The following is a 24,782-nucleotide window of genomic DNA, read 5'->3' as shown; positions in this document are numbered from 1 at the left end:
AAGTTGAAAAAAGAGAAAAGAAGTCTTACATCAGAGGTCGAATAATTGAAATGCGGGGGAGTCTTATGTCAGTAAAATCCGATAGTCGTCACCTATATTTGCGGGTGATTGATCACATCAAAGGAAAAATTAAAGATGGGGCTTACAAAGAAAAACAAAAGTTACCTTCAGAGTTTGATCTAGCGAAAGAACTTGGTGTAAGTAGGGCAACTTTAAGGGAAGCACTACGTATTTTAGAAGAAGAAAATGTTGTTATTCGTAGACATGGTGTAGGGACATTTGTAAATGCGAAGCCGTTATTTTCTTCTGGAATAGAGCAACTTTCTAGTATTACAGATATGATTTCTAGTGTGGGGAAAACACCAGGAACAATCTTTTTATCATCATCTACAACAACTTTAACAGAAGAAGAAAAAGAGAAATTTGATTGTGAAGATGGTTTTAGCGCAGTAATGATTGAACGTGTTCGTACAGCGGATGGGGAACCAGTTGTATATTGCATTGATAAACTGGCAAAAGAGATATTACCAGATTTATCGGGATACAATGAGGAATCGCTGCTTACAGTAATACATAATAATACGCACAAGCGTATCACGTACGCAGTTGCTCACATTGAACCGATTGGTTATCACCCGAAAATTTCACCGATTTTAGAATGTGAACCTGAAACGGCACTGCTAGTTTTAAAACAAATGCACTATGATCAAAATGATGAGCCAATCTTATATTCTATTAATTACTTTAGAGCTGATAAGTTTAGCTTCCACGTATTAAGAAAGCGTATGTAGGGAAGTTCCTTTTTAGGGAGGTGACAGCAAGAAGTAAGGGACAGCAGCGTATGAATCATTAGACAAAACATTTCAGGAGGGGTTTCTAGTATGAAGAAAAAAACAGGTCTTTTATTATCGTTAACGTTAGCAGCAAGTACAGTGTTAGGTGCATGTGGTAACTCGGATAAAGCGGATAGTGACAAAAAAGGGGATAAAGAGTTTAAGGTTGGTATGGTTACAGATGTTGGGGGCGTTGATGATAAATCATTCAACCAATCAGCTTGGGAAGGTTTAACGAAATTTGGTAAAGACAACGATTTAAAGAAAAATGAAGGATATCGTTACCTTCAATCAAGTAAAGATGCTGATTACATTCCGAATTTAACGAAATTTGCGAAAGATCATTATAATACAACGTTTGGTATTGGATTTTTAATGCAAGACTCGATTGAAAAGGTTGCAAAACAATATCCGAAAGAGCAATTTGCAATTGTAGATACTGTTGTGAAAGAACCGAATGTAACAAGTATTACATTTAAAGACCATGAAGGTTCATTCCTAGTTGGTGCTGTAGCAGCAATGACAACAAAATCAAATAAAGTTGGATTTGTTGGTGGCGTGAAGAGTCCATTAATTACAAAATTTGAATCAGGTTTCAAAGCTGGTGCAAAAGCAGTAAACCCAAATATCGAAATCGTATCACAATATGCTGATGCATTTGATAAGCCAGAAAAAGGATCTATATTAGCTTCAGCAATGTACGGTGGAGGCGTTGACGTAATTTACCATGCTTCAGGTGCAACTGGTAACGGTGTATTCACAGAAGCGAAAAACCGTAAGAAAAAAGGTGAAAATGTTTGGGTAATCGGTGTTGACCGTGACCAAAATCAAGAAGGTATGCCTGAAAACGTAACTTTAACTTCTATGGTGAAACGTGTTGATATTGCAGTTGCAAAAGTAGCACAAGAAGCGAAAGATGGTAAGTTAAAAGGCGGTAAAGTAGAAGAGTTTGGTTTAAAAGATGATGGTGTTGGTATCTCGAAATCAACTGATAATGTGAAAAAAGTAAACCCAGAAATTTTAACAAAAGTAGAAGAGTTTGAGAAGAAAATCACTGCTGGTGAAATTAAAGTACCTGCGACTGATGATGAATATAAAGCATACGAAGCTGCTCTAAAGAAATAATGATAGAGCAATAGCAAAGGTTAGTTCTTAGAACTAACCTTTGTATATATAAAAATACTTTTAATAGAGTGTAATTAGGGAGTGTTCCCTGCTAGAAGGAGGAACAAAATGGAATACGTAATTGAGATGAACAATATTACAAAAGTATTCCCAGGCATTGTAGCGAATGATGATATTACGCTGCAAGTAAAACAGGGAGAGATACACGCTTTACTTGGAGAAAATGGTGCAGGGAAATCAACGTTGATGAATGTACTGTTCGGTTTGTATCAACCGGAACAGGGCGAAATTAAAATTAAAGGAAACCCTGTAAAAATTACAAATCCGAATATAGCAAATGACCTTGGAATTGGGATGGTCCATCAGCACTTTATGCTTGTTCATAATTTTACAGTTACAGAGAATATCATTCTTGGAAATGAGCCGAAGAGAAAAGGGAAAATAGCTGTTGAAGAGGCTGCAAAAGAAATTAAACAATTATCTGAACAGTACGGTTTAGCTGTTGATCCAAATGCAAAGATTGAAGATATTTCGGTTGGGATGCAGCAAAGGGTTGAAATATTAAAGACGCTTTATCGTGGTGCGGAGATTTTAATATTCGATGAACCGACTGCAGTGTTAACTCCTCAAGAAATTCATGAGTTGATTCAAATTATGAAAAAGCTTGTGCAAGAAGGAAAATCTATCATTCTTATTACACATAAATTAAAAGAAATTATGGAAGTTTGCGATCGTTGCACAATTATTCGTAAAGGTAAAGGAATTGGTACAGTTGACGTTGCGAAAATGGATGAACATAAACTTGCAGAATTAATGGTCGGACGTCAAGTGAATTTTAAAACAGAAAAAATAGGGGCCAAACCGAAAGAGGAGGTTCTGTCTGTTGCGAATCTTGTCGTTCATGATGCACGCCAATTACCTGCTGTAAAAGGCCTTGACTTAACTGTTCGTGCAGGAGAAATCGTTGGTATTGCAGGGATTGATGGAAATGGACAAAGTGAATTAATAGAGGCAATTACTGGTTTACGAAAAGTTGAGTCAGGTTCTATTGCAATTAAAGGAAAAGAAATAACGAATTGGCCTGTTCGAAGAATTACAGAGGAAGGAATTGGTCATATTCCAGAAGACCGTCATAAACACGGGCTTGTGCTTGATTTTTCTGTTAGAGATAATATAGTTTTGCAAACGTACTATAAAAACCCATTCTCAAAGAAAGGGATTTTAAACTTTAGTAAAATCACACAAAAAGCAAAAGAGCTTATTGAACAGTTTGATGTACGTACACCTAGTGAACAAACCTTAACTCGCGCACTATCTGGTGGAAACCAGCAAAAGGCAATTATCGCACGTGAAGTGGATCGTAATCCGGATTTATTAATTGCGGCACAGCCAACACGTGGTTTAGATGTAGGTGCGATTGAATTTATTCATAAAAAATTAATCGAGCAGAGAGATAATGGGAAAGCAGTATTACTTCTATCGCTAGAACTGGATGAAATTTTGAATGTAAGTGATCGAGTTGCTGTTATATATGAAGGGAAAATTGTAGCAATTGTCGATGCGAAAGAAACAAATGAACAACAGCTTGGTTTGTTGATGGCTGGCGGAACGGAGAAAGAGAAGGTGAATACAAATGGCTAAAAAATTTTTAACGGAGCGAACAATTAACATTTTAGTTCCTGTATTATCCGTTATTTTTGGTTTACTTGTTGGTGCCATTGTAATGTTAGTTAGTGGATATGATCCAATTGTTGGGTATGCAGCGCTTTGGGAAGGAATGGTTGGAAATCCGCAAGCAATTGGTGAGACATTACGTACGATGATTCCGCTTGTGTTAGCAGGACTTTCTGTGGCATTTGCATTCCGTACAGGTCTTTTTAACATCGGAGTAGAGGGGCAATTATTAGTTGGTTGGCTTGCTGCTGTTTGGTTTGGATATGCAGTATCATTACCGGCAATTTTACATATTCCGTTGTCAATTTTAGTAGCGGCGATAGCTGGTGGTTTGTGGGGATTTATCCCGGGATATTTGAAAGGGAAATTTAAAGTAAATGAAGTAATCGTAACAATCATGATGAATTATATTGCACTTTATGTGACGTATGATTTAATTAAGCGCTTTTTACATGAGGCGAATGAGAAATCGTATGACATAAAATCTAGTGCTTCATTATCTTCTGAATGGTTATCTTCTTTAACGGATGGTTCTCGTTTGCACTGGGGAATTATCGTAGCGATTTTAATTGCGATTATTATGTGGTTCTTATTGGATAGAACCACATTGGGATACGAATTGAAATCTGTTGGATTTAATCAACATGCTTCTCAGTATGCGGGGATGAAAGTTTCTCGAAATGTTGTGCTATCTATGACGATTGCGGGTGCGTTTGCAGGGATTGGTGGTGCTATGGAAGGGCTTGGTACATTCCAAAACATGACAGCGATGTCTTCGTTTACAGGTATTGGATTTGATGGGATTGCGGTAGCTCTTCTTGGAGGGAATAATCCATTTGGTATATTATTATCGGCTTTACTGTTCGGTGGTTTGAAAAGTGCAGCCCCACAAATGAATTTTGAAGCAGATGTACCTTCTGAGTTAATTAATGTTATTATCGCATGTATTATTTTCTTTGTTGCTTGCAGTTATGTTTTACGCTGGGCACTTACACGCATGAGCAAGGAGGGAAAATAAATGAGCTTTTTAGATGTTTTAGCCATTCTTGTGACTGGTACGTTATATACGGCAGCGCCACTTATTTTTACGGCGTTAGGTGGAGTGTTCAGTGAACGTTCTGGAGTTGTAAATATAGCATTAGAAGGTTTAATGTTATTTGGTGCATTTACTGGTATCGTTACAACGTTATTAATGGGTGATACGTGGGGAGCAATGACTCCTTGGATTGCACTATTATTTGCAGCTATTGGTAGTGGGTTATTTGCACTTCTTCACGCAGTAGCATCCATTACATTCCGCGCGGATCAAGTAGTAAGCGGGGTAGCGATTAACTTTTTGGCCCTCGGTTTAACAGTATTTGCGATTAAGAAAATCTTTGGTAAAGGACAGACTGATTTTATTCAATACCGAATTGAAAAAATCGATGTTCCAGGACTTTCGGATATTCCGGTAATCGGGAAAATCTTTTTCTCAAATGTACCGTTAACATCGTATATTGCTATTATTTTAGCTTTTGTTGTTTGGTACATTATTTATAAAACGCCGTTCGGTCTTCGTCTTCGTGCTGTTGGTGAACATCCAATGGCAGCAGATACGATGGGGATTAATGTATATAAAATGCGTTATATTGCAGTTTGTATATCTGGAATGTTTGCAGGAGTGGGTGGTGCGGTCTTCGCAATGTCGATTTCTGGTAACTTCTCAGGTGCTACAATTACTGGACAAGGTTTCTTGGCGCTAGCAGCTATGATCTTTGGTAAATGGAATCCACTTGGTGCTCTTGGAGCGGCGCTGTTCTTCGGATTTGCTCAATCACTTGGGATAACAGGTGGTACCATTCCTGTATTAAAAGAAATTCCAAGTGTATTCTTAACGATATTACCGTATGTATTTACAATATTAGCACTTGTTGGTTTTGTAGGACGATCTGAAGCTCCGAAAGCATTAGGAACGCCTTATGAAAAAGGAAAACGATGAGTATTTAGAAAGTATAAGAAAAGCTCGCACATTAGTGCGGGCTTTTTTACATAGAATATATTTAATACGGAATTTTACTATGTTCCTTACATATTAAAGTTTTTAGAAAGAATCAAATGTAAGCATAATAAGGAAGAAAAGTTGATTTTTTATTTCTAAAAACTGTATATTGAAGAGGAATATTCCTACATACGTAAAGGAGGGCTATTAATGAAACTAATGGAACAGCAACTGCATGAATTAGGTGGCTTGCGAGTACATATTATTCCGACTGATAAATTTAAAACAAATACCTTTGTATTTCGTTTTAAAGCACCTTTAAATGAGGAGACGGTGACAGAGCGTGCTCTATTGCCGTACGTATTGCAAAGTGCGACAGAAAAACTGCCTTCTGTAATTCGTCTTCGTCAATATTTAGAAGAATTATATGGATCTTCTTTAGCGGTAGATGTAAGTAAAAAAGGGGAAGACCATATCATCTCTATTTATGTAGACATTGCAAATGAAACATATTTACGCGATGCACCACCGTTATTTGAAAAGGCGCTTTCTATGTTATCTGATATTGTTTTACATCCAGCAACAGAAGGGGACGGTTTTCTATCTTCTATTGTAGAAAGTGAGAAACGAGCACTCTTGCAACGAATTGAAGCTACTTATGATGATAAAATGCGTTATGCAAACGAGCGTTTAATTGAAGAAATGTGCAAAGTAGAACCATATCGCTTAAGTGCAAATGGGAAAAAAGAGAGTGTTGCTTCTATTACAAATGAAAGTTTGTATCAATATTATCAAAAAGTGTTAGCTGAAGATGAAATGGATTTATATATCATTGGTGACATTTCAGAAGATGCTGTGGAGCTTGTAAATAAGTATTTTTCGATTTCACCTCGTGTTGTGAAAGAAAGAAATGTACTTCTTCATAAACGAAATAATGAAGAAAAAGAAATTGTTGAAAAACAAGAACTAAAGCAAAGTAAATTAAATATCGGCTATCGCACATTCATTACGTATAAAGATGAAGATTATTTTGCATTACAATTGTTTAACGGATTATTTGGAGGGTTTTCTCATTCGAAGTTATTCGTAAATGTCCGTGAAAAAAATAGTTTAGCGTACTATGCAGCATCGAGATTTGAAAGTCATAAAGGTTTGCTCTTCGTTATGTCTGGGATTGAAGCGAAGAACTTTGAAAAAGCTGTTGAAATTATTAAAGAACAGATGAAAGCAATGCAAAGCGGTGATTTTTCAGAGGAAGAGATTCAGCAAACGAAAAGTGTAATTCAAAATCAAATCTTAGAGGCAATTGATACACCACGTGGTTTTGTTGAAATGCTTTATCACGGGGTAATCTCAGAGCGTACGCGTCCAGTTGAAGAATGGCTAACGGGCATAGAAAGCGTGACGAAAGAAGAGATTGTGAAAGTTGCTAATAATATTGAACTAGATACAATTTACTTTTTACATGGAACGGAGGGAGAATAAATGGAGAAAATTGTGTATGAGCAATTAAAAGAGACGCTATATTATGAAAAACTTCCGAATGGATTAGACGTATATATCTTACCGAAACAAGGCTTCAACAAAACATTTGCAACATTTACGACGAAGTACGGCTCTGTTGATAATACATTTGTTCCGCTTGGAAAAGAAGACATGACTCGTGTACCAGATGGAATTGCTCATTTCCTTGAGCATAAATTGTTTGAAAAAGAGGACCATGACGCGTTTCAATTGTTTAGTAAACAAGGTGCTTCAGCGAACGCTTTTACATCTTTTACAAGAACCGCTTATCTCTTTTCCTGTACATCAAATGTAGAGAGAAATTTAAATACGTTGTTAGACTTTGTACAAGAACCGTACTTCTCTGAAAAAACGGTTGAAAAAGAAAAAGGTATTATCGGTCAAGAAATTCAAATGTACCAAGATAACCCAGACTGGCGTTTGTACTTTGGGTTAATCGATAGTTTGTTTGTGAAACATCCAATTAAAATTGATATTGCAGGGACGATTGAGTCTATTAGTAAAATTACAAAAGACCTACTGTATGAATGTTATGAGACTTTTTACCATCCGAGCAACATGTTATTATTTGTTGTTGGAGCGATTGATCCTGAAAAAACAATGGATTTAGTTCGTGAAAATCAAGCGAAAAAAGATTACGAAAATCAACCGGAAATCGTTCGTTCTTTTGAAGAGGAACCAGAAGAAGTAAATGAAAAGAAAAAGATTATTTCAATGCCTGTCCAAACTCCAAAATGTTTAGTTGGTATTAAGGCAACGAATTTAAAAGAAAAAGGGCAAGCCCTTTTAAAACAAGAAATTGCGCTTACATTACTTTTAGATTATTTATTTGGAAAAGGGTCAGTTCATTACGAATCTTTATATAATGAAGGTCTTATTGATGATTCGTTCTCGTATGACTATACTGAAGAAAATAACTTCGGTTTTGCAATGGTTGGTGGAGATACGAAGCACCCTGATGAATTGGCAGAGCGATTAAAAGGTATTTTACTACAAACGAATTATGATCAGTTAGATGAGACTGCGCTGGAACGGGTGAAGAAAAAGAAAATTGGCGGATTTTTACGATCGTTGAATTCACCTGAATATATTGCAAATCAGTTTACACGATATGCGTTTAATGAATCTAGTTTATTTGATGCTCTTACAGTGTTAGAAGGATTAACTGTTCAAGACCTACAACAAGCAGCAAAAACATTATTAATTGAAGAGAAAATGAGTGTCTGCCAAGTGTTACCAAAAAAGTGAAGTAATATGTGAATGAAAAACGCAGTATCTATATCCCTCATCTAACGTTTGGTTATTGCCAAATGGTAAGATGAGGGTATTATTTATTTATACATAAAAAGATAAGAGAGGGAATTTATGAAAAAGTATGCATTAGTAACTGGAGGAAGCGGAGGGATTGGCTCTACTATTTCGAAGCAGTTAATCGAGGATGGTTATACAGTCTATATTCATTACAATAAAAGCGAAGAGAAGGTAAGGGAGTTACAAAAGGAATTTGATGCAGTGATTCCTGTGCAAGCAAATTTAGCTTCTATCGATGGAGCGGAGGAATTGTGGGGACAAATTGAACATCCTATTGATGTTATTGTATACGCAGCTGGAAAGAGTATCTTTGGATTAGTAACAGATGTTACGAATGAAGAATTAGATTATATGGTGGAGCTTCAAGTGAAGAGTGTATATAGACTTTTATCGATGGCGCTTCCACCGATGATCGGGCGGAGAAGTGGTAATGTTGTCATTATTTCATCCATATGGGGGCAAATAGGAGCATCTTGTGAGGTGCTGTACTCAATGGTAAAAGGTGCACAAAATTCTTATGTGAAGGCTTTAGCGAAAGAAGTTTCTTTAAGTGGATTGCGCGTTAATGCGGTAGCGCCAGGTGCAATCGAAACAGAAATGTTACATGCATTTTCAGAAGATGATAAAAATGAAATTGCTGAAGATATTCCATTAGGTAGAATAGGACTACCCGAAGAGGTAGCAAAAACAGTCTCCTTCCTCGTTTCGCCAGGAGCTTCTTATATTACGGGGCAAATTATCGGAGTGAATGGCGGTTGGCATTGCTAAAAATTTCTTACATAAAAAATAAAAAAATGCACAAATTAAGCATGATTCTATTACTCAATAGTGAGGTGCTTAAACATGTCAGTGTTAGATAATTTTGATCAGTGGAAGAGCTTTTTAGGAGAACGTTTAGAACAAGCGGGGGGAAAAGGGCTTGATGGTGGTGCCGTATCAGATATGGCATTTCGTGTTGGTGATTATTTAGCAAATGAAGTAGAAGCGCGCAACGATCAAGAAAAATTATTGTCTGAGCTTTGGAAAGTTGCTGATGAACAAGAGCAACATACAATCGCAAATTTAATGGTGAAGTTTGTACAACATAAGTAAAAGTAGAGAGGAGAAGCTCCTCTCTACTTTTTTTGTATAGTAATTAGGAGGAATAGATTATACATTTAGCTTCCCTATTAAGGTGAAATCATATAATATAGTACGTAGGTGTAAAGTAAGCGTAGGGGAGTGATCTTGGATGATTGAATGGTATTTTGAATATGAAATACATAAAAACCGACCTGGCTTACTTGGTGACGTTTCTTCGTTAATCGGTATGCTTGGCATCAATATTGTCACAATTAATGGTGTAGATAATGCACGACGTGGACTTTTGCTTATGTGTGATAATCAAGAACAAATCTCTAGACTTGAATCAATTTTAAATACGATGGATAATATAACGGTAACGAAATATCGTCCGCCAAAGCTTAGAGATAAGCTAGCAGTTAGACATGGTAGGTACATACAACGAGATGCAGATGATAAGAAAACATTTCGATTTGTGCGTGATGAATTAGGATTGCTTGTAGACTTTATGGCGGAGATAATGAAAAAAGAAGGTCATAAATTAATTGGGATACGAGGAATGCCTCGTGTCGGAAAAACAGAATCTATTGTTGCCGCAAGTGTTTGTGCAAATAAGAGATGGTTATTCGTATCGTCTACTCTCATTAAGCAAACTGTTCGTAGCCAATTGATTGAAGATGAGTATAGCGACGATAATATTTTCATACTAGATGGAATTGTGTCGACAAAGCGTGCCAATGAAAGACACTGGCAGCTCGTTCGTGAAATCATGAGATTGCCTGCAACGAAAGTTGTGGAACATCCGGATGTGTTTGTGAGTCAGTCAGAATACACATTGGATGATTTTGATTATATTATCGAATTGCGTAACGATTATGATGAAGAAATTCAATATAATTTAGTAGATGAAATTGAGCAAGGTACGAAAAACAATTTCTCTATGTTCGACTTTTAAAGAAATATTGAGGTGTTAGTAGTGACGGAATTAGGACAAAAGCTGACAGAAGCAAGAGAAGCGAAAGGCTTATCTATTAATCAGCTGCATGAGATTACAAAAATTCAAAAACGCCATTTAGTAGCGATTGAAGAAGGCAATTATGATGTGTTGCCAGGAGCTTTTTATGCGCGTGCATTCATTAAACAATATGCAGATGCTGTTGGATTAAATGGAGAGGAACTGCTTGTAGAATATCAGAGTACGATACCACAATCTGAAAATCGTGAAGTTCCACAAGTATCAACTGGACAAAAAACACAAGAAACAATGCAAAAATCTTCATCATGGCCAATTGCAGATCATATGCCAAAAATTTTGATTGTGTTGTTAGTAATCGCATTTGGAGTGGTAGTCTGGTTTGTTATTCAAGCGTTAACTGGAAAAGATGATAGGCAAGTTCCGAATGCTCAAAGTGAGAAAATTGAAGTTCAAAAAGCAAAAGATTCTCCGCTAGATACGAAGAAAGATGAAGTGAAAGCGGAAGAACCAAAAAAAGAAGAGCCAAAGAAAGAAGAGCCAAAGAAAGAGGAACAACCAGTGCAACCAACTGGACAACAAGAAGTGAAGGTAGTTGGAACGAGTGGTAAGGTATCTACTTTGGAAATTCATAATAATAAAACATTAGAACTGGAAATTTCAGCGAAGGGTGCAAGCTATGTAGATGTTAAAGATGATGCGGGTAACGAAATTCTAAACACTACAGTACAAAGTGGTCAAACAGAAAAACGTGATTTATCAACAGTAAAAGAAGTGCGGCTTAATATTGGAAGTGCACCGAATGTTGAAATTAAACTGAATGGCCAAGTGGTTACTTTCCCATTAGATCCAGAAAAAGAATATCACCAAAGATTGGTGATAAAAAACCAAGGGATAGGGCAACCTGCGCAATAACAGTCATCGCTTCGATGACTTTTTTCAATGAACAAATGTTTTTGACATGATGGAGGAATAGCTGTGAATTTACCAAATAAAATTACAATATCTAGAATCTGCTTAATTCCAATTTTTATGGTAATTATGCTAGCGCCCTTTAACTGGGGCTCATATACAATTGGTGATGTCAATTTACCAATTCAACATTTAGTAGGAGCACTAATCTTTATAATTGCTTCAGCTACAGATTGGATTGATGGATATTATGCAAGAAAATATAATCTTGTAACGAATTTAGGGAAATTTCTTGACCCGTTAGCAGATAAATTACTTGTTTCTGCAGCACTTATCACATTGGTAGAGATGCAATATGTACCTGCTTGGATCGTTATTGTAATTATAAGCCGTGAGTTTGCAGTAACAGGTTTACGCCTTGTGCTTGCTGGGACAGGGGAAGTAGTTGCAGCAAATCAGCTAGGGAAAATTAAGACATGGACACAAATTATTGCGATTGCAGCATACTTATTACATGATGTACCGTTAAGTTTACTTCATATTCCAGTTGCAGATATTTTCATATGGATTGCATTATTCTTTACCGTTATTTCAGGATGGGATTATTTCTGGAAAAATAAAGATGCTTTTGTAAACTCAAAATAGAAGTTTATGGGGGAATTGGGATGAATGCTGAAATTATTGCGGTTGGAACGGAATTATTACTTGGACAAATTGCAAATACAAATGCCCAGTTTTTATCTGAAAAGTTAGCTTCAATCGGAATTAACGTGTACTACCATACTGTTGTTGGGGATAATAACAAGCGATTACAGAAGGCAATTGAATTGGCTGAAGAACGAGCTGATATGCTCATTTTTACAGGTGGATTAGGACCGACAAAAGATGATTTAACGAAAGAAACAATAGCATCTAATTTAGATGAAGAGCTTGTGTATGATGAAAAGGCATTAACATCGATAAGCGATTATTTTAAGCGTACAGGCCGTGAATTTACGGAGAATAATAAAAAGCAGGCGCTCGTTTTAAATGGATCGACTGTATTTGCGAATGATCACGGTATGGCGCCTGGTATGGGGTTAAATAAGAACGGAAAAGTTTATATTTTATTACCAGGACCACCAAAAGAAATGAAGCCGATGTATATAAGTTACGTAGAGCCTTTTTTATGTAAGTTTACAACGGGGGAAAATATTTATTCTCGTGTTCTTCGTTTTTTTGGTATTGGGGAATCTCAATTAGAAGTGAAAGTTCAAGATTTAATTGATGGTCAAACGAACCCAACCATTGCACCACTCGCAAATGATGGAGAAGTGACATTACGTTTAACTGCCAAACATCAAAATGCTGATGAGGCGGAGAAACTGATTCAGTATGTGGAAGATTTGATTTTAGAAAGAGTAGGAGAATTTTTCTACGGATATGACCAAGATTTCCTTCATTACAAGGCAATAAGGCTATTGAAGGAAAAAGGGTTAACTTTAGCATGTGCAGAAAGTTTAACAGGTGGTCTTTTTGGAAATCAAGTAACAGAAAATGCTGGCGTCTCGTCTGTATTTAAAGGCGGTGTCATTTGTTATCAAAATGATGTGAAGCAACAAATTTTACATGTGCCTGAAGAAGTGTTACGCACTGACGGCGCGGTTAGTAAACAGTGTGCTCGTTATCTTGCTGAAAATGTAAAGAAACTGTTAAAAGCAGATATCGGGATTAGTTTCACTGGGGTGGCAGGACCGGATGCTTCAGAGTATAAAGAACCAGGAACCGTATTTATTGGATTGGCGATTAAAGATGAACCAGCTGTAGTCTTCTCGCTTAATTTAAGTGGAAGTCGTCAACAAATTAGAGAACGCTCTACAAAATATGGATTTTATCATTTATTTAAAAAGCTAGAAGAGATATAAATTTCTTCTAGTTTTTTTTGTTGGACAACCTAGTTTTATTCGATCTAAAATAAAAAAATCGAATAAATGTTCGATTTTTGTTGGCAAATTGAATTGAAAATAGGTATAATAAGATTAGCAATTTAGTTAAGGAGGAATTTTGAATGAGCGATCGTCAAGCGGCATTAGATATGGCGTTAAAACAAATAGAGAAGCAATTCGGTAAAGGTTCAATTATGAAATTAGGAGAACAAGCGGAGCGTAGAATTTCTACAATTTCAAGTGGTTCTTTAGCACTTGATGTGGCACTAGGGGTAGGCGGATACCCACGTGGTCGTGTTATTGAAATTTATGGACCTGAAAGTTCAGGTAAAACAACAGTTTCATTACACGCAATCGCGGAAGTACAGCGTCAAGGTGGACAAGCAGCGTTCATTGATGCGGAGCATGCAATGGATCCTGTATATGCACAAAAATTAGGTGTTAACATAGATGAATTACTATTATCACAGCCTGATACAGGGGAGCAAGGACTAGAAATCGCAGAAGCACTTGTACGAAGTGGCGCGGTTGATATTATCGTAATTGACTCTGTAGCAGCTCTTGTACCGAAAGCTGAGATCGAAGGGGACATGGGTGACTCTCACGTTGGTTTACAAGCACGTTTAATGTCACAAGCACTTCGTAAACTTTCAGGTGCAATCAACAAATCAAAAACAATCGCAATCTTTATCAACCAAATTCGTGAAAAAGTTGGGGTTATGTTCGGAAATCAATCACAAGTTGCTTAATCAAAGTAATGTACTTGAATCTTTATTTGTCTTCTTCGACTAAGTCTTTATAAGGAATTTCTTATAAGGAGAGATTAAAGTGGCAGTGACAATTGGAAATAGAACTTATCGAAACATAGAACAATGGCAAGTGGATTTTATTGTGATACATGCGGATAGAAAATTGAGAGATATAGGTCAAGAAATTAATCTTGATGAAAGGCGAGTAGGTGAAATTTTAAAGTTACTTGGAATTAAAAGAACCAGACACAGGAAAATTTACTTGCCTAAAACCGCAGAAGTTGAACAAGAGTTGAGAAATCCATATTTATCACATGTTGAAATTGCTGTTAAGTATGGCGTATCCGATACGTGTGTTGCTAAAAGAAGAAAAGAACTTAATATGAGGGTCAGGAAGAAAAACTATGATACTTTACTTGAACAACAAGTTGAACAGATGTTGTTAAGTTTAAATCTGGCATTCATTAAGCAAAAAAGAATCGATAAGTGGTCTATTGATTTCTACTTAGGTAGAAAATATTGTTTAGATGTCCATGGGAAATGGGCACACTCACTCAAAAAAATAAAAGAACGAGATAAAAGAAAACTTTTATTTATGCAAGAGAGCTGCTATAAATATCTCGTTATACATGAAGAAGAGTTAGCAAATAAAGAAAAAGTCTTGCAAAAGATTAAGGAGTTTACTCTGGGTTTCCCTTGCTAGTGATAGCATGTTAAAAAACCTTGTGAACCTTATTGCCTAAGGGTGTAACTATTCATATAGTTGCTAACGGTGAAGCCCACCATTTTATTAGGGTAATACCGTGCCAAGCTCCATAGTTATATGGGGAAGGTGTAGAGACTACCGAAAAGGACTTTTAGTTAACTGAGTAGGGTACGGCAGATGATAGGCTACTGCTGGAAGTGCAAGGCTCTCTGCAAAGAGATGAAGAGATAGTCCGGACTATAGAAATGGAAAATCTATAGATAGTGCCAGAAACAACTCCAGGTGGTCGTGCGTTGAAATTCTATTCAACTGTCCGTCTTGAAGTACGTCGTGCTGAGCAATTAAAGCAAGGTAATGACATCGTTGGTAATAAAACGAAAGTAAAAGTAGTTAAAAATAAAGTAGCACCGCCATTCCGCGTTGCTGAAGTTGATATTATGTACGGAGAAGGTATTTCAAGAGAAGGTGAAATCTTAGATATGGCTTCTGAACTTGATATCGTTCAAAAGAGCGGTGCTTGGTACTCTTATAATGAAGAACGCTTAGGGCAAGGTCGTGAAAATTCGAAGCAATTCTTAAAAGAGAATACGGATTTAAGAGAGGAAATTGCCTTCTTTGTTCGTGAACATCACGGAATTGGTGAAAACTCTGGTGTTGAAGACACGGAAGATTCAACTCGTCAAGATTAAAAAATAAAAGACACGGGACCGTGTCTTTTATTTTTTAATCCACTATGAAAGCGTTGTATATAGCTGGAGATAAAATATTTATTCTGTCCAAAAGGCTATGTGTAAAGGGGAATATTCATATATTTTAAGTGAATGAATTGGGATTTTCTAAGGTTTTCCAGGATAATATGCCGTCTGTTTTTTTAATCCATATAAGATTCAGGGCTGAAGGTAAAGAAAGTAAAAGTAGACAACGCTTGACAATGAAAATTGCGATAGATACAATGAGAATGTATATTTTTTCTTATATACGATACACTCTTCTCAAGAAGAGAAGTAATATTCGGAGTAAGACTTAAATCTTGCCGAAATAATAATATGACATTTTAATTGTGAAATGAAGAAAGTCCCTTAAAAAAGCGGGACGACGGTCTTTGCTGTACGTTGTAATTCAATGTACATGCCGACAGTCTTTTTTCATTCATAGCAAGGGGAGGTGAAATCATGAGTAGTACAGTTTGGATACTCATCTCCATTTTGCTTGCAACAGTCGGTGCAGTTGTTGGCTTTTTTGTTCGAAAGTCTATTGCTGAAGCGAAGATTAATGGTGCAGCTAATGAAGCAAAACGTATTCTAGACGAAGCGAATCGTGATGCTGAAGCACTTAAGAAAGAAGCGCTTTTAGAAGCAAAGGATGAAATTCATACACTTCGTACAGAAGCTGAATTAGAAATTCGTGACCGTAGAAGCGAATTACAAAAACAAGAAAATCGTTTAATGCAAAAAGAAGAGAACCTTGATCGTAAAGACGAAACGCTCGATAAGCGCGAGCGACAGTTAGAAAAGAAAGAGGAATCTCTTGTAGCGAAACAACAACAGATTGAAGAGTTGGAAAGCAAAGTGGGAGAGTTAGTTCAAAAGCAACAAACAGAATTAGAGCGCATTTCCAATCTGACCCGCGAACAAGCGAAAGCAATTATTCTTGGTAAAGTGGAAAGTGAAGTTTCTCATGAAATTGCCGTTATGGTAAAAGAAAGTGAAGTTCGCGCGAAAGAAGAAGCGGATAAGAAGGCAAAAGAGATTTTATCTCTTGCAATGCAAAGATGTGCAGCTGATCATGTTGCTGAAACAACCGTTTCGGTTGTAAATCTTCCAAATGACGAAATGAAGGGACGTATTATCGGACGTGAAGGTCGTAATATTCGTACGTTAGAAACGTTAACAGGTATTGACCTTATTATCGATGATACACCAGAAGCGGTAATTCTATCTGGATTTGACCCGATTCGTCGTGAAACAGCTCGTATCGCTCTTGATAAACTAGTACAGGACGGACGTATTCACCCAGCGCGTATTGAAGAGATGGTCGAAAAATCAAGACGTGAAGTGGACGAGTATATTCGTGAAGTCGGAGAGCAAACAACGTTTGAAGTGGGTGTTCATGGCTTACATCCAGATTTAATTAAAATTTTAGGTCGTTTAAAATACCGTACAAGTTATGGACAAAACGTCTTAAAACACTCTATGGAAGTTGCATACTTAACTGGACTTATGGCAGCGGAGCTTGGTGAGGATGAAAAACTAGCAAGACGTGCTGGTCTATTACATGATATCGGAAAAGCAATCGATCATGAAGTAGAAGGTAGTCACGTTGAAATTGGTGTTGAACTCGCAACGAAATATAAAGAGCATCCTGTTGTAATAAACAGTATCGCATCTCACCATGGTGACACAGAACCAACTTCTATCATTGCAGTTCTAGTTGCTGCAGCAGATGCATTATCAGCTGCAAGACCGGGAGCTCGTAGTGAAACGCTTGAGAACTACATTCGTCGTCTTGAAAAGTTAGAAGAAATTTCAGAGTCTTATGAAGGCGTAGAAAAATCTTTCGCAATTCAAGCAGGACGTGAAGTTCGTATTCTGGTAAAACCAGATACAATTGATGATTTAGAAGCTCATCGTTTAGCTCGTGATATTCGAAAACGTATTGAAAATGAACTGGATTATCCAGGACATATTAAAGTAACTGTTATTCGTGAAACACGTGCAGTGGAATACGCAAAATAAAGTGGTGAAACACCACTTTATTTTTTTGTGTTGGAATTGGGTAAAATAAAAAAACTATTTATCCCGCGTTAACGGGTAGTAAAACTCCCACCTCAAAATTCGGCTTGAGCAAAGAAATTAGGTGGGGGATAAACTGCCCGTTAACGCCCCACTGATTATAGTTTCACTTTATGAGCAGTATGCAAGTGAAAGAAACTTATAATAGATAAATTGTAACTGTTGTAAGAAAATAGCTTCACGTTATAGTATGGTAATAAAAAATGTAGTACATAGAAAGGGTAAGACATATGAGAATATTATTTGTTGGGGATGTAGTAGGATCTCCTGGTAGAGACATGATTCAACAGTACGTACCGGCTTTAAAGAAAAAATATACACCTACAGTAACAATTATTAATGGAGAAAATGCTGCGGGTGGACGTGGAATTACGGAAAAAATATATCGAAACTTTTTAGAGTGCGGGGCACAAGCGGTTACGCTTGGAAACCATGCTTGGGATAACCGTGAAGTATTTGAGTTTATTGATGATGCAAAATATCTTGCAAGACCAGCTAACTTCCCAGAAGGGACGCCGGGAAAAGGGCTTATCTTTGTAAATTGTAATGGAACAGAAGTTGCAGTTATTAACTTACAAGGACGTACTTTCCTTCCTCCAATCGATTGTCCATTCCGTAAAGTGGATGAGTTGATCAGCATTGCAAAAAAACGTACAAACATTATCTTTGTTGATTTTCATGCTGAAACAACAAGTGAGAAGCAGGCGTTAGGTTGGTACGTAGACGGTCGTGCTACAGCGGTAGTAGGTACACATACACACGTTCCTACAGCTGATAATCGTATTTTACCAAGCGGAACAGCTTATATTACAGATGTTGGTATGACAGGCCCATATGATGGGATTTTAGGTATGGATCGCGAAGCGGTATTGAAGAAGTTTTTAACGAACTTACCAGTACGTTTTGAAGTGACGAATGGTAGAACGCAATTAAGTGCAGTGTTAATTGATGTGGATCCTAATACAGGGAAAGCGAAGAAAATTGAGCGTATTTTAATTAATGATGACCAGCCGTTTTTTGATTGATTTTTAACGAAAAGTTAGAGAATTTTTTATATTTTAATTTTTTAGAAAAATTACAGGGATTTAGCAGGAATACGTGTCATTCCTCGTGAATATAAGTTAAAGTGAAATAATTGCTATTACTTTTTATAGAAACGAGGAGGAAACGCGGAATGGAAATATTAAAAGTTAAAGCAACGTCGGTCCCTAATTCTGTAGCTGGTGCACTTGCAGGTGTTATTCGCGAACGCGGAACAGCAGAAATTCAAGCTATTGGTGCAGGTGCATTGAACCAAGCGGTAAAGGCAGTAGCAATTGCAAGAGGATTTGTAGCGCCTAGCGGTTTGGACTTGATTTGTATCCCAGCGTTTACAGATATTATGATTGATGGTGAAGAGCGTACAGCAATAAAATTAATTGTAGAACCTCGTTAAGTTGAAACAACCTGTTTGCATGTATGCAAACAGGTTGTTTTTGTAATGGAGGAATGAAAATGAAAATTTTTGATGCGCATTGCGATGTACTCTTTCAGTTATGGAGTGCAAAGGGGAAAAAAGACTTTCAAAACGATTCACAATTACATATTACATTTGAACAATTAAAGAAAAGAAAAGGAAGTATACAATGCTTTGCTATATATGTACCAGAAACAGTAGCGTATGAAAAACGTTTTGAAGTTGCGCTGCAAATGATAGATATTTTTCATAATGAAATTTTATCGCTACCAGGAATGAAGTTTATTCAGACAAAAAACGATATTAACATGCTAAAACAGGACGAGATTGGAGCATTATTAACATTAGAAGGATGCGAAGCAATTGGAAAAGAAGCGATGAAATTACGTTTGTTTTATCGCTTAGGTGTACGTTCCTTTGGATTGACATGGAACTATGCCAATCTGTTAGCGGATGGAGCGCTAGAGGCACGTGGGGCAGGTTTAACTACATTTGGTAGACAGGTTGTACAAGAACTTAATACGTTACATTTATGGACGGATGTGTCTCACTTAAATGAAAGAAGCTTTTGGGATGTTATAGAAATTGCTGAAAACCCAATTGCATCTCACTCAAACTGTTATCAACTTTGTGGGCATCCACGCAATTTAACCGATGAACAAATAAGAGCTCTTATAAAGAAAAATAGCATTATTGGTATTACTTTCGTACCACAGTTTTTAACGAATGAAAGACAAGCGAATATAGCAGATATATTAAGGCATGTGGAATATATTTGTTCATTAGGTGGAGAAAAAAATATAGGGTTTGGTTCTGATTTTGATGGGATTTTAGAAACTGTTGTAGGTGTAGAAGCATATAGGGATTATGAAAATATAATTAACCAACTTTGTAAAAAGTATAGTGAATCAATGGTAGAGCATTTTTTGTATAAAAATTTTATTGACTGTATTACTTTCTGATTATTAATTTCTAAAAAATCAGAAAAAATAAATTTTACTCGCGGTAATTTATTGATTTTTTTAAGACCTAATACTAGAATGGTGAACGAAATAGCATTATACTAAAGATTAAGGGAAATCAGAAGAGGCATAATTTGCGTCCATTGTAGTTTATTTGCATAAAAAATGCTAAACTAATACTGTAAAAAAATACACTACAATGAATGCAGCCAAAAGGGGTGTAGGAGATGATTAGTCAACTTTCATGGAAAGTTGGAGGCCAACAAGGTGAAGGAATTGAAAGTACAGGGGAAATCTTCTGTATTGCATTAAACCGATTAGGATATTACCTATACGGTTACCGCCACTTCTCATCACGTATTAAAGGCGGCCATACAAATAATAAAATTCGTGTAAGTACAACAGAAGTACGCGCGATCTCAGATGATTTAGATATTTTAATTGCTTTTGATCAAGAAACAATTGATTTTAACTTCCACGAACTACGTCCGGGCGGAATTGTAGTTGCGGATGCGAAATTTAATCCAACAATACCTGATAATACAGATGTAAATCTATATGTGATACCGTTTACAGATATTGCTTCAGAGTTAGGCACATCATTAATGAAAAATATGGTTGCTGTTGGGGCATCTAGTTCGGTATTAGGGTTAGACGAAACAGCTTATTTAGAGGTTGTTGAAGAAATCTTTGGTCGTAAAGGGGAGCAAGTCGTTCAAAAGAATATGGAAGCAATTAAACGCGGCTCTCAATATATGAAAGAATTGCTTGGTGAGAAAGTAAACATGATGCAGCTTGAAAAAGCTGATGGTAAGAAACGCATGTTTATGATTGGAAACGACGCAATCGCATTTGGTGCGGTAGCTGGTGGTGCTCGCTTTATGTCCGCATACCCAATCACACCTGCATCTGAAATTATGGAATATTTAATTAAAAAGTTACCGAAAGTCGGCGGAACAGTAATCCAAACTGAGGATGAAATCGCAGCTTGTACAATGGCGATCGGTGCAAACTACGCTGGTGTTCGTACATTAACAGCATCTGCTGGTCCTGGTCTTTCATTAATGATGGAAGCAATTGGTTTAGCAGGTATTACTGAAACACCACTAGTTATCATTGATACACAACGTGGTGGTCCAAGTACGGGCTTACCAACAAAACAAGAGCAGTCTGACTTAATGGCTATGATTTACGGAACGCATGGTGAAATTCCAAAAATCGTAATGGCGCCAAGTACAGTTGAAGAAGCTTTCTATGATATTGTAGAAGCGTTTAACTTAGCAGAAGAATATCAAGTGCCTGTTATCTTCTTAACAGATCTACAGCTTTCTTTAGGAAAGCAAACAGTAGAACCACTTAAGTTAGATAAAGTTGAAATTCGTCGCGGTAAGCTTGATTTAGAAATAGAATTACCAGAACGTGAAAATAAAGCATACTTCAAGCGTTATGAAGTAACAGAAGATGGAGTTTCACCACGTGTTTTACCTGGTATGAAAAATGGTATTCACCATGTTACAGGTGTAGAACATGATGAAACGGGTAAACCATCTGAATCAGCGTTAAATCGTAAAGATCAAATGGACAAACGTTTCCGTAAAATGGCGAACTTGCAGTTTAATACCCCTATTTACAAAAATGCTAAGCATGATGACGCAGACGTATTGTTAGTTGGCTTTAACTCAACTCGTGGTGCGATCGAAGAGGCAATGCAGCGTTTGGAACAAGAAGGAATGAAAGTAAACCATGCCCATGTACGTTTAATTCATCCGTTCCCAACAGCTGAAATCGATCCACTTGTGAAAAAAGCGAAGCGTGTTGTAGTAGTAGAAAACAATGCAACTGGTCAGCTTGCTAACATTATGAAAATGAATCTTGGCAATGGTGAGAAAATTTCTAATCTTTTAAAATACGATGGAAATCCATTCTTGCCGAAAGAGATTTACAACGAATGTAAAAAAGGGGTTGTATTAAATGGCAACATTTAAGGACTTTCGTAACAGTGTAAAACCAAACTGGTGCCCAGGTTGCGGAGACTTCTCGGTGCAGGCTGCGATTCAGCGTGCGGCAGCTAACGTTGGTTTAAATCCAGATGAGCTAGCTGTTATTTCTGGTATCGGCTGTTCAGGTCGTATTTCAGGGTATATTAATTCATATGGTTTGCATAGTATTCACGGACGTGCTCTTCCGATTGCACAAGGTGTGAAAATGGCAAATCGTGATTTAACAGTTATTGCATCCGGTGGTGACGGTGATGGTTTTGCGATTGGTATGGGACATACGATCCATTCTATTCGTCGTAACATTGATATTACGTACATCGTAATGGATAACCAAATTTACGGATTAACAAAAGGTCAAACTTCACCACGTAGTGAAGCTGGATTTAAAACGAAAAGTACACCACAAGGTTCAATTGAACCATCACTAAATGTTATGGAAATGGCTTTAACAGCTGGTGCGACATTTGTGGCGCAAAGCTTTTCAAGTGATTTAAAAGAATTGACGCAAATTATTGAAGCTGGTATTAACCATAAAGGCTTTTCATTAATTAATGTATTTAGTCCATGTGTTACTTACAATAAAGTAAATACTTATGATTGGTTTAAAGAGAATTTAACGAAACTAAGTACAGTAGAAGGATATGATCCATCTAACCGCATGATGGCTATGCAAACATTAATGGAAAAGAACGGGTTAGTAACAGGTTTAATTTATCAAAATACAAAGCAGCCTTCTTACCAAGAGCTTGTAAAAGACTATAGTGAAAAGCCTTTAGTGCAAGCTGATTTAAATATGGATCAGAAAATGTTTGATGAGCTTGTTGCTGAATTTATGTAATGATCGGAGAGAAGGTTGCCACTTGGCAACCTTCTTTTTGAGTGAATAAAAATAATTAATAGATTTGTTTACTTAGAAAATTCAGAATGATAAAATAATATATAAATCGTTGTATAAAAATAGCATGTTCATTAACTGTGAAATGTAATATAGGATAAGGCTTCTTCTTCGTTAAAGTTGGCTAAAGGCTCTATACTATGATAATGTGTATAGGGATAAAGCAATATGCTTTTCAATAGGACAAGATGAAATAATAAAAGGGAATGTCTATTTGTGTGGGGAAGACTTCATTCTTACGGATGATTAGATCGATTACTCAAGTTTCAAAGGGCAAGTTATCTCTCAAGCTATCTAACATCATTGAGATGGGGCTAAGCGCATTAAAATGGACTACAGAGTGTGTATAGTTAAGGGTGAAAGGAGATTACCGATGAACGAGCAACAACGATTAGCAAGTCGACAAGCAAATTCCTCTACGAAAAAAGAAGAGAAAGATTATAGTAAATACTTTGAAAGTGTATACCAACCACCTTCCTTGAAATTGGCGAAAAAGCGTGGGAAAGAAGAAGTTAAAATTGAACGAGATTTTGGCTTACCTGAAGAGTTCCGCAATTTTGGCGCAGGAAGAAAGTTTTACATTCGTACATACGGCTGTCAAATGAATGAACATGATACAGAAGTAATGGCTGGGATTTTTACAACACTTGGATATGAGCCAACTTTTTCAACTGAAGAGGCAGATGTGATTTTATTAAATACTTGTGCAATTCGTGAAAATGCTGAAAATAAAGTGTTCGGTGAACTTGGTCATTTAAAATCATTAAAGCGAAGAAATCCGGATCTTTTAATTGGTGTATGTGGTTGTATGTCTCAAGAAGAATCTGTTGTAAATAAAATTATGCAAAAAAATCAGCATGTAGATATGGTGTTTGGTACACATAATATTCATAGATTACCGTATATCTTAAAGGACGCAATGTTCTCAAAAGAGACGGTAGTTGAAGTTTGGTCAAAAGAAGGGGATGTAATTGAAAACCTTCCGAAAGTACGTCGTGGTGATATTAAAGCTTGGGTAAATATTATGTATGGCTGTGATAAGTTCTGTACATATTGTATTGTACCGTATACACGCGGAAAAGAGCGCAGCAGACGTCCAGAAGATATTATTAAAGAAATTCGCCATTTAGCTGCGAACGGTTATAAAGAAATTACGTTACTTGGACAAAACGTAAACGCATACGGTAAAGACTTTGAAGATATACAATATGGTCTTGGCGATTTAATGGATGAACTTCGTAAAATCGATATCGCACGTATTCGTTTTACAACAAGCCATCCACGTGATTTTGATGATCATTTAATTGATGTTCTTGGAAAAGGTGGTAACCTAGTAGAACATATCCACTTACCAGTTCAATCTGGTAGTACAGATATGCTTAAAATTATGGCGCGTAAATATTCGAGAGAACACTATTTAGAGCTTGTACGAAAAATTAAAGAGACCATTCCGAATGCAGTACTAACGACTGATATTATCGTTGGTTTCCCAAATGAAACGGATGAGCAGTTTGAAGAGACGATGTCGTTATATCGTGAAGTAGGATTTGATACGGCATTTACATTTATTTATTCTCCGCGTGAAGGTACACCAGCTGCAAAAATGCAGGATAATGTGCCGATGGAAGTGAAGAAAGAGCGATTACAACGCTTAAATACACTAGTGAATGAATATGCAGTTAATAAGAATAAGCGCTATATAGGACAAATTGTAGAAGTATTAGTTGATGGAGAAAGTAAGAATAACCCTGAAGTACTTGCAGGATACACACGTACGAATAAACTTGTCAACTTTGTTGCTTCAAAATCTTTAATTGGTCAGCTTGTGAAAGTAAAAGTAACGGAAGCAAAAACTTGGTCTCTTAACGGGGAATTGGTTAAGGAACCGATTGAGGTGAAATAATA

The 24,782-nt window shown here is 36.7% G+C and carries 22 protein-coding genes and 1 pseudogene; all 23 read left to right on the top strand.

The annotated features are described in order from the left end of the window. Positions 1-65 precede the first annotated feature (65 nt). The 23 genes and pseudogenes from MHI07_RS17355 to miaB all read left to right on the top strand — a co-directional run bounded on the left by MHI07_RS17355 (position 66) and on the right by miaB (position 24,780). The gene (locus tag MHI07_RS17355; RefSeq protein WP_002160754.1) at positions 66-791 is read left to right on the top strand and encodes a GntR family transcriptional regulator; all 726 of its coding nucleotides are present in this window, start codon (positions 66-68) and stop codon (positions 789-791) included. A gap of 90 nt (positions 792-881) precedes the next feature. Continuing rightward, positions 882-1,958 (top strand): BMP family lipoprotein, encoded by a 1,077-nt coding sequence (locus MHI07_RS17350; RefSeq protein WP_002111345.1) that lies wholly within the window; start codon positions 882-884, stop codon positions 1,956-1,958. A 108-nt stretch (positions 1,959-2,066) separates the two neighbouring features. Then, the gene (locus tag MHI07_RS17345; RefSeq protein WP_002111344.1) at positions 2,067-3,599 is read left to right on the top strand and encodes an ABC transporter ATP-binding protein; all 1,533 of its coding nucleotides are present in this window, start codon (positions 2,067-2,069) and stop codon (positions 3,597-3,599) included. Beyond that, positions 3,592-4,650, top strand: a complete 1,059-nt coding sequence (locus MHI07_RS17340; protein ID WP_002111343.1) for an ABC transporter permease — start codon at positions 3,592-3,594, stop codon at positions 4,648-4,650. The genes MHI07_RS17345 and MHI07_RS17340 overlap by 8 nt, the downstream gene beginning before the upstream one ends. Then, positions 4,651-5,610, top strand: coding sequence for an ABC transporter permease (locus MHI07_RS17335; protein WP_002111342.1), 960 nt, complete (start codon positions 4,651-4,653; stop codon positions 5,608-5,610). A 210-nt stretch (positions 5,611-5,820) separates the two neighbouring features. Next, entirely contained in the window at positions 5,821-7,095 is a 1,275-nt protein-coding gene (yfmF, locus tag MHI07_RS17330; RefSeq protein WP_078172938.1) for an EF-P 5-aminopentanol modification-associated protein YfmF, read from the top strand. Continuing rightward, positions 7,096-8,382: an EF-P 5-aminopentanol modification-associated protein YfmH gene (gene yfmH, locus MHI07_RS17325; RefSeq protein WP_002014592.1), complete on the top strand. Its 1,287-nt coding sequence runs from the start codon at positions 7,096-7,098 to the stop codon at positions 8,380-8,382. A 117-nt stretch (positions 8,383-8,499) separates the two neighbouring features. After that, positions 8,500-9,213, top strand: coding sequence for an elongation factor P 5-aminopentanone reductase (gene ymfI / locus MHI07_RS17320; protein ID WP_002160757.1), 714 nt, complete (start codon positions 8,500-8,502; stop codon positions 9,211-9,213). Between the two features lie 75 nt (positions 9,214-9,288). Continuing rightward, complete coding sequence (locus tag MHI07_RS17315; protein ID WP_000114449.1) at positions 9,289-9,537, top strand: DUF3243 domain-containing protein; 249 nt, start codon at positions 9,289-9,291, stop codon at positions 9,535-9,537. A gap of 139 nt (positions 9,538-9,676) precedes the next feature. Beyond that, the gene (locus MHI07_RS17310) at positions 9,677-10,462 is read left to right on the top strand and encodes a DUF3388 domain-containing protein (RefSeq protein ID WP_002066761.1); all 786 of its coding nucleotides are present in this window, start codon (positions 9,677-9,679) and stop codon (positions 10,460-10,462) included. Between the two features lie 21 nt (positions 10,463-10,483). Further along, the gene (locus MHI07_RS17305; protein ID WP_340825370.1) at positions 10,484-11,395 is read left to right on the top strand and encodes a helix-turn-helix domain-containing protein; all 912 of its coding nucleotides are present in this window, start codon (positions 10,484-10,486) and stop codon (positions 11,393-11,395) included. A 63-nt stretch (positions 11,396-11,458) separates the two neighbouring features. Further along, positions 11,459-12,037, top strand: coding sequence for a CDP-diacylglycerol--glycerol-3-phosphate 3-phosphatidyltransferase (pgsA, locus tag MHI07_RS17300; protein WP_016105953.1), 579 nt, complete (start codon positions 11,459-11,461; stop codon positions 12,035-12,037). Between the two features lie 20 nt (positions 12,038-12,057). Next, complete coding sequence (locus tag MHI07_RS17295) at positions 12,058-13,296, top strand: competence/damage-inducible protein A (RefSeq protein WP_215579428.1); 1,239 nt, start codon at positions 12,058-12,060, stop codon at positions 13,294-13,296. A gap of 143 nt (positions 13,297-13,439) precedes the next feature. Continuing rightward, positions 13,440-14,048: pseudogene (gene recA / locus MHI07_RS17290) on the top strand (recombinase RecA); the annotation flags it as partial. Positions 14,049-14,145: 97 nt separating this feature from the next. Continuing rightward, positions 14,146-14,769 (top strand): topoisomerase I, encoded by a 624-nt coding sequence (locus tag MHI07_RS17285; RefSeq protein WP_340825367.1) that lies wholly within the window; start codon positions 14,146-14,148, stop codon positions 14,767-14,769. A gap of 266 nt (positions 14,770-15,035) precedes the next feature. Then, complete coding sequence (locus MHI07_RS17280; protein ID WP_002111333.1) at positions 15,036-15,461, top strand: recombinase RecA; 426 nt, start codon at positions 15,036-15,038, stop codon at positions 15,459-15,461. 483 nt (positions 15,462-15,944) lie between these two features. Further along, positions 15,945-17,507, top strand: coding sequence for a ribonuclease Y (gene rny, locus MHI07_RS17275; protein WP_002160762.1), 1,563 nt, complete (start codon positions 15,945-15,947; stop codon positions 17,505-17,507). A 287-nt stretch (positions 17,508-17,794) separates the two neighbouring features. Further along, a complete protein-coding gene (locus tag MHI07_RS17270) occupies positions 17,795-18,589 on the top strand; it encodes a TIGR00282 family metallophosphoesterase (RefSeq protein WP_002014601.1) in 795 nt (264 codons plus the stop codon). A 149-nt stretch (positions 18,590-18,738) separates the two neighbouring features. Then, positions 18,739-18,999, top strand: a complete 261-nt coding sequence (gene spoVS, locus MHI07_RS17265) for a stage V sporulation protein SpoVS (protein ID WP_000404341.1) — start codon at positions 18,739-18,741, stop codon at positions 18,997-18,999. A gap of 59 nt (positions 19,000-19,058) precedes the next feature. Beyond that, the gene (locus MHI07_RS17260; protein WP_340825363.1) at positions 19,059-19,982 is read left to right on the top strand and encodes a dipeptidase; all 924 of its coding nucleotides are present in this window, start codon (positions 19,059-19,061) and stop codon (positions 19,980-19,982) included. A gap of 227 nt (positions 19,983-20,209) precedes the next feature. Further along, positions 20,210-21,967 carry a 2-oxoacid:acceptor oxidoreductase subunit alpha gene (locus tag MHI07_RS17255; RefSeq protein ID WP_002160764.1) on the top strand — a complete coding sequence of 586 codons (1,758 nt, stop codon included), beginning with the start codon at positions 20,210-20,212 and terminating at the stop codon, positions 21,965-21,967. Next, positions 21,954-22,820 carry a 2-oxoacid:ferredoxin oxidoreductase subunit beta gene (locus MHI07_RS17250; RefSeq protein ID WP_002088040.1) on the top strand — a complete coding sequence of 289 codons (867 nt, stop codon included), beginning with the start codon at positions 21,954-21,956 and terminating at the stop codon, positions 22,818-22,820. The genes MHI07_RS17255 and MHI07_RS17250 overlap by 14 nt, the downstream gene beginning before the upstream one ends. A 430-nt stretch (positions 22,821-23,250) precedes the next feature. Further along, entirely contained in the window at positions 23,251-24,780 is a 1,530-nt protein-coding gene (gene miaB, locus MHI07_RS17245; protein WP_016100344.1) for a tRNA (N6-isopentenyl adenosine(37)-C2)-methylthiotransferase MiaB, read from the top strand. Positions 24,781-24,782: the final 2 nt, after the last annotated feature.

Source organism: Bacillus sp. FSL H8-0545, from assembly GCF_038006105.1.
GTDB classification, from domain to species: domain Bacteria; phylum Bacillota; class Bacilli; order Bacillales; family Bacillaceae_G; genus Bacillus_A; species Bacillus_A cereus_U.
This window is presented reverse-complemented; position numbering and strand designations above follow the sequence as displayed.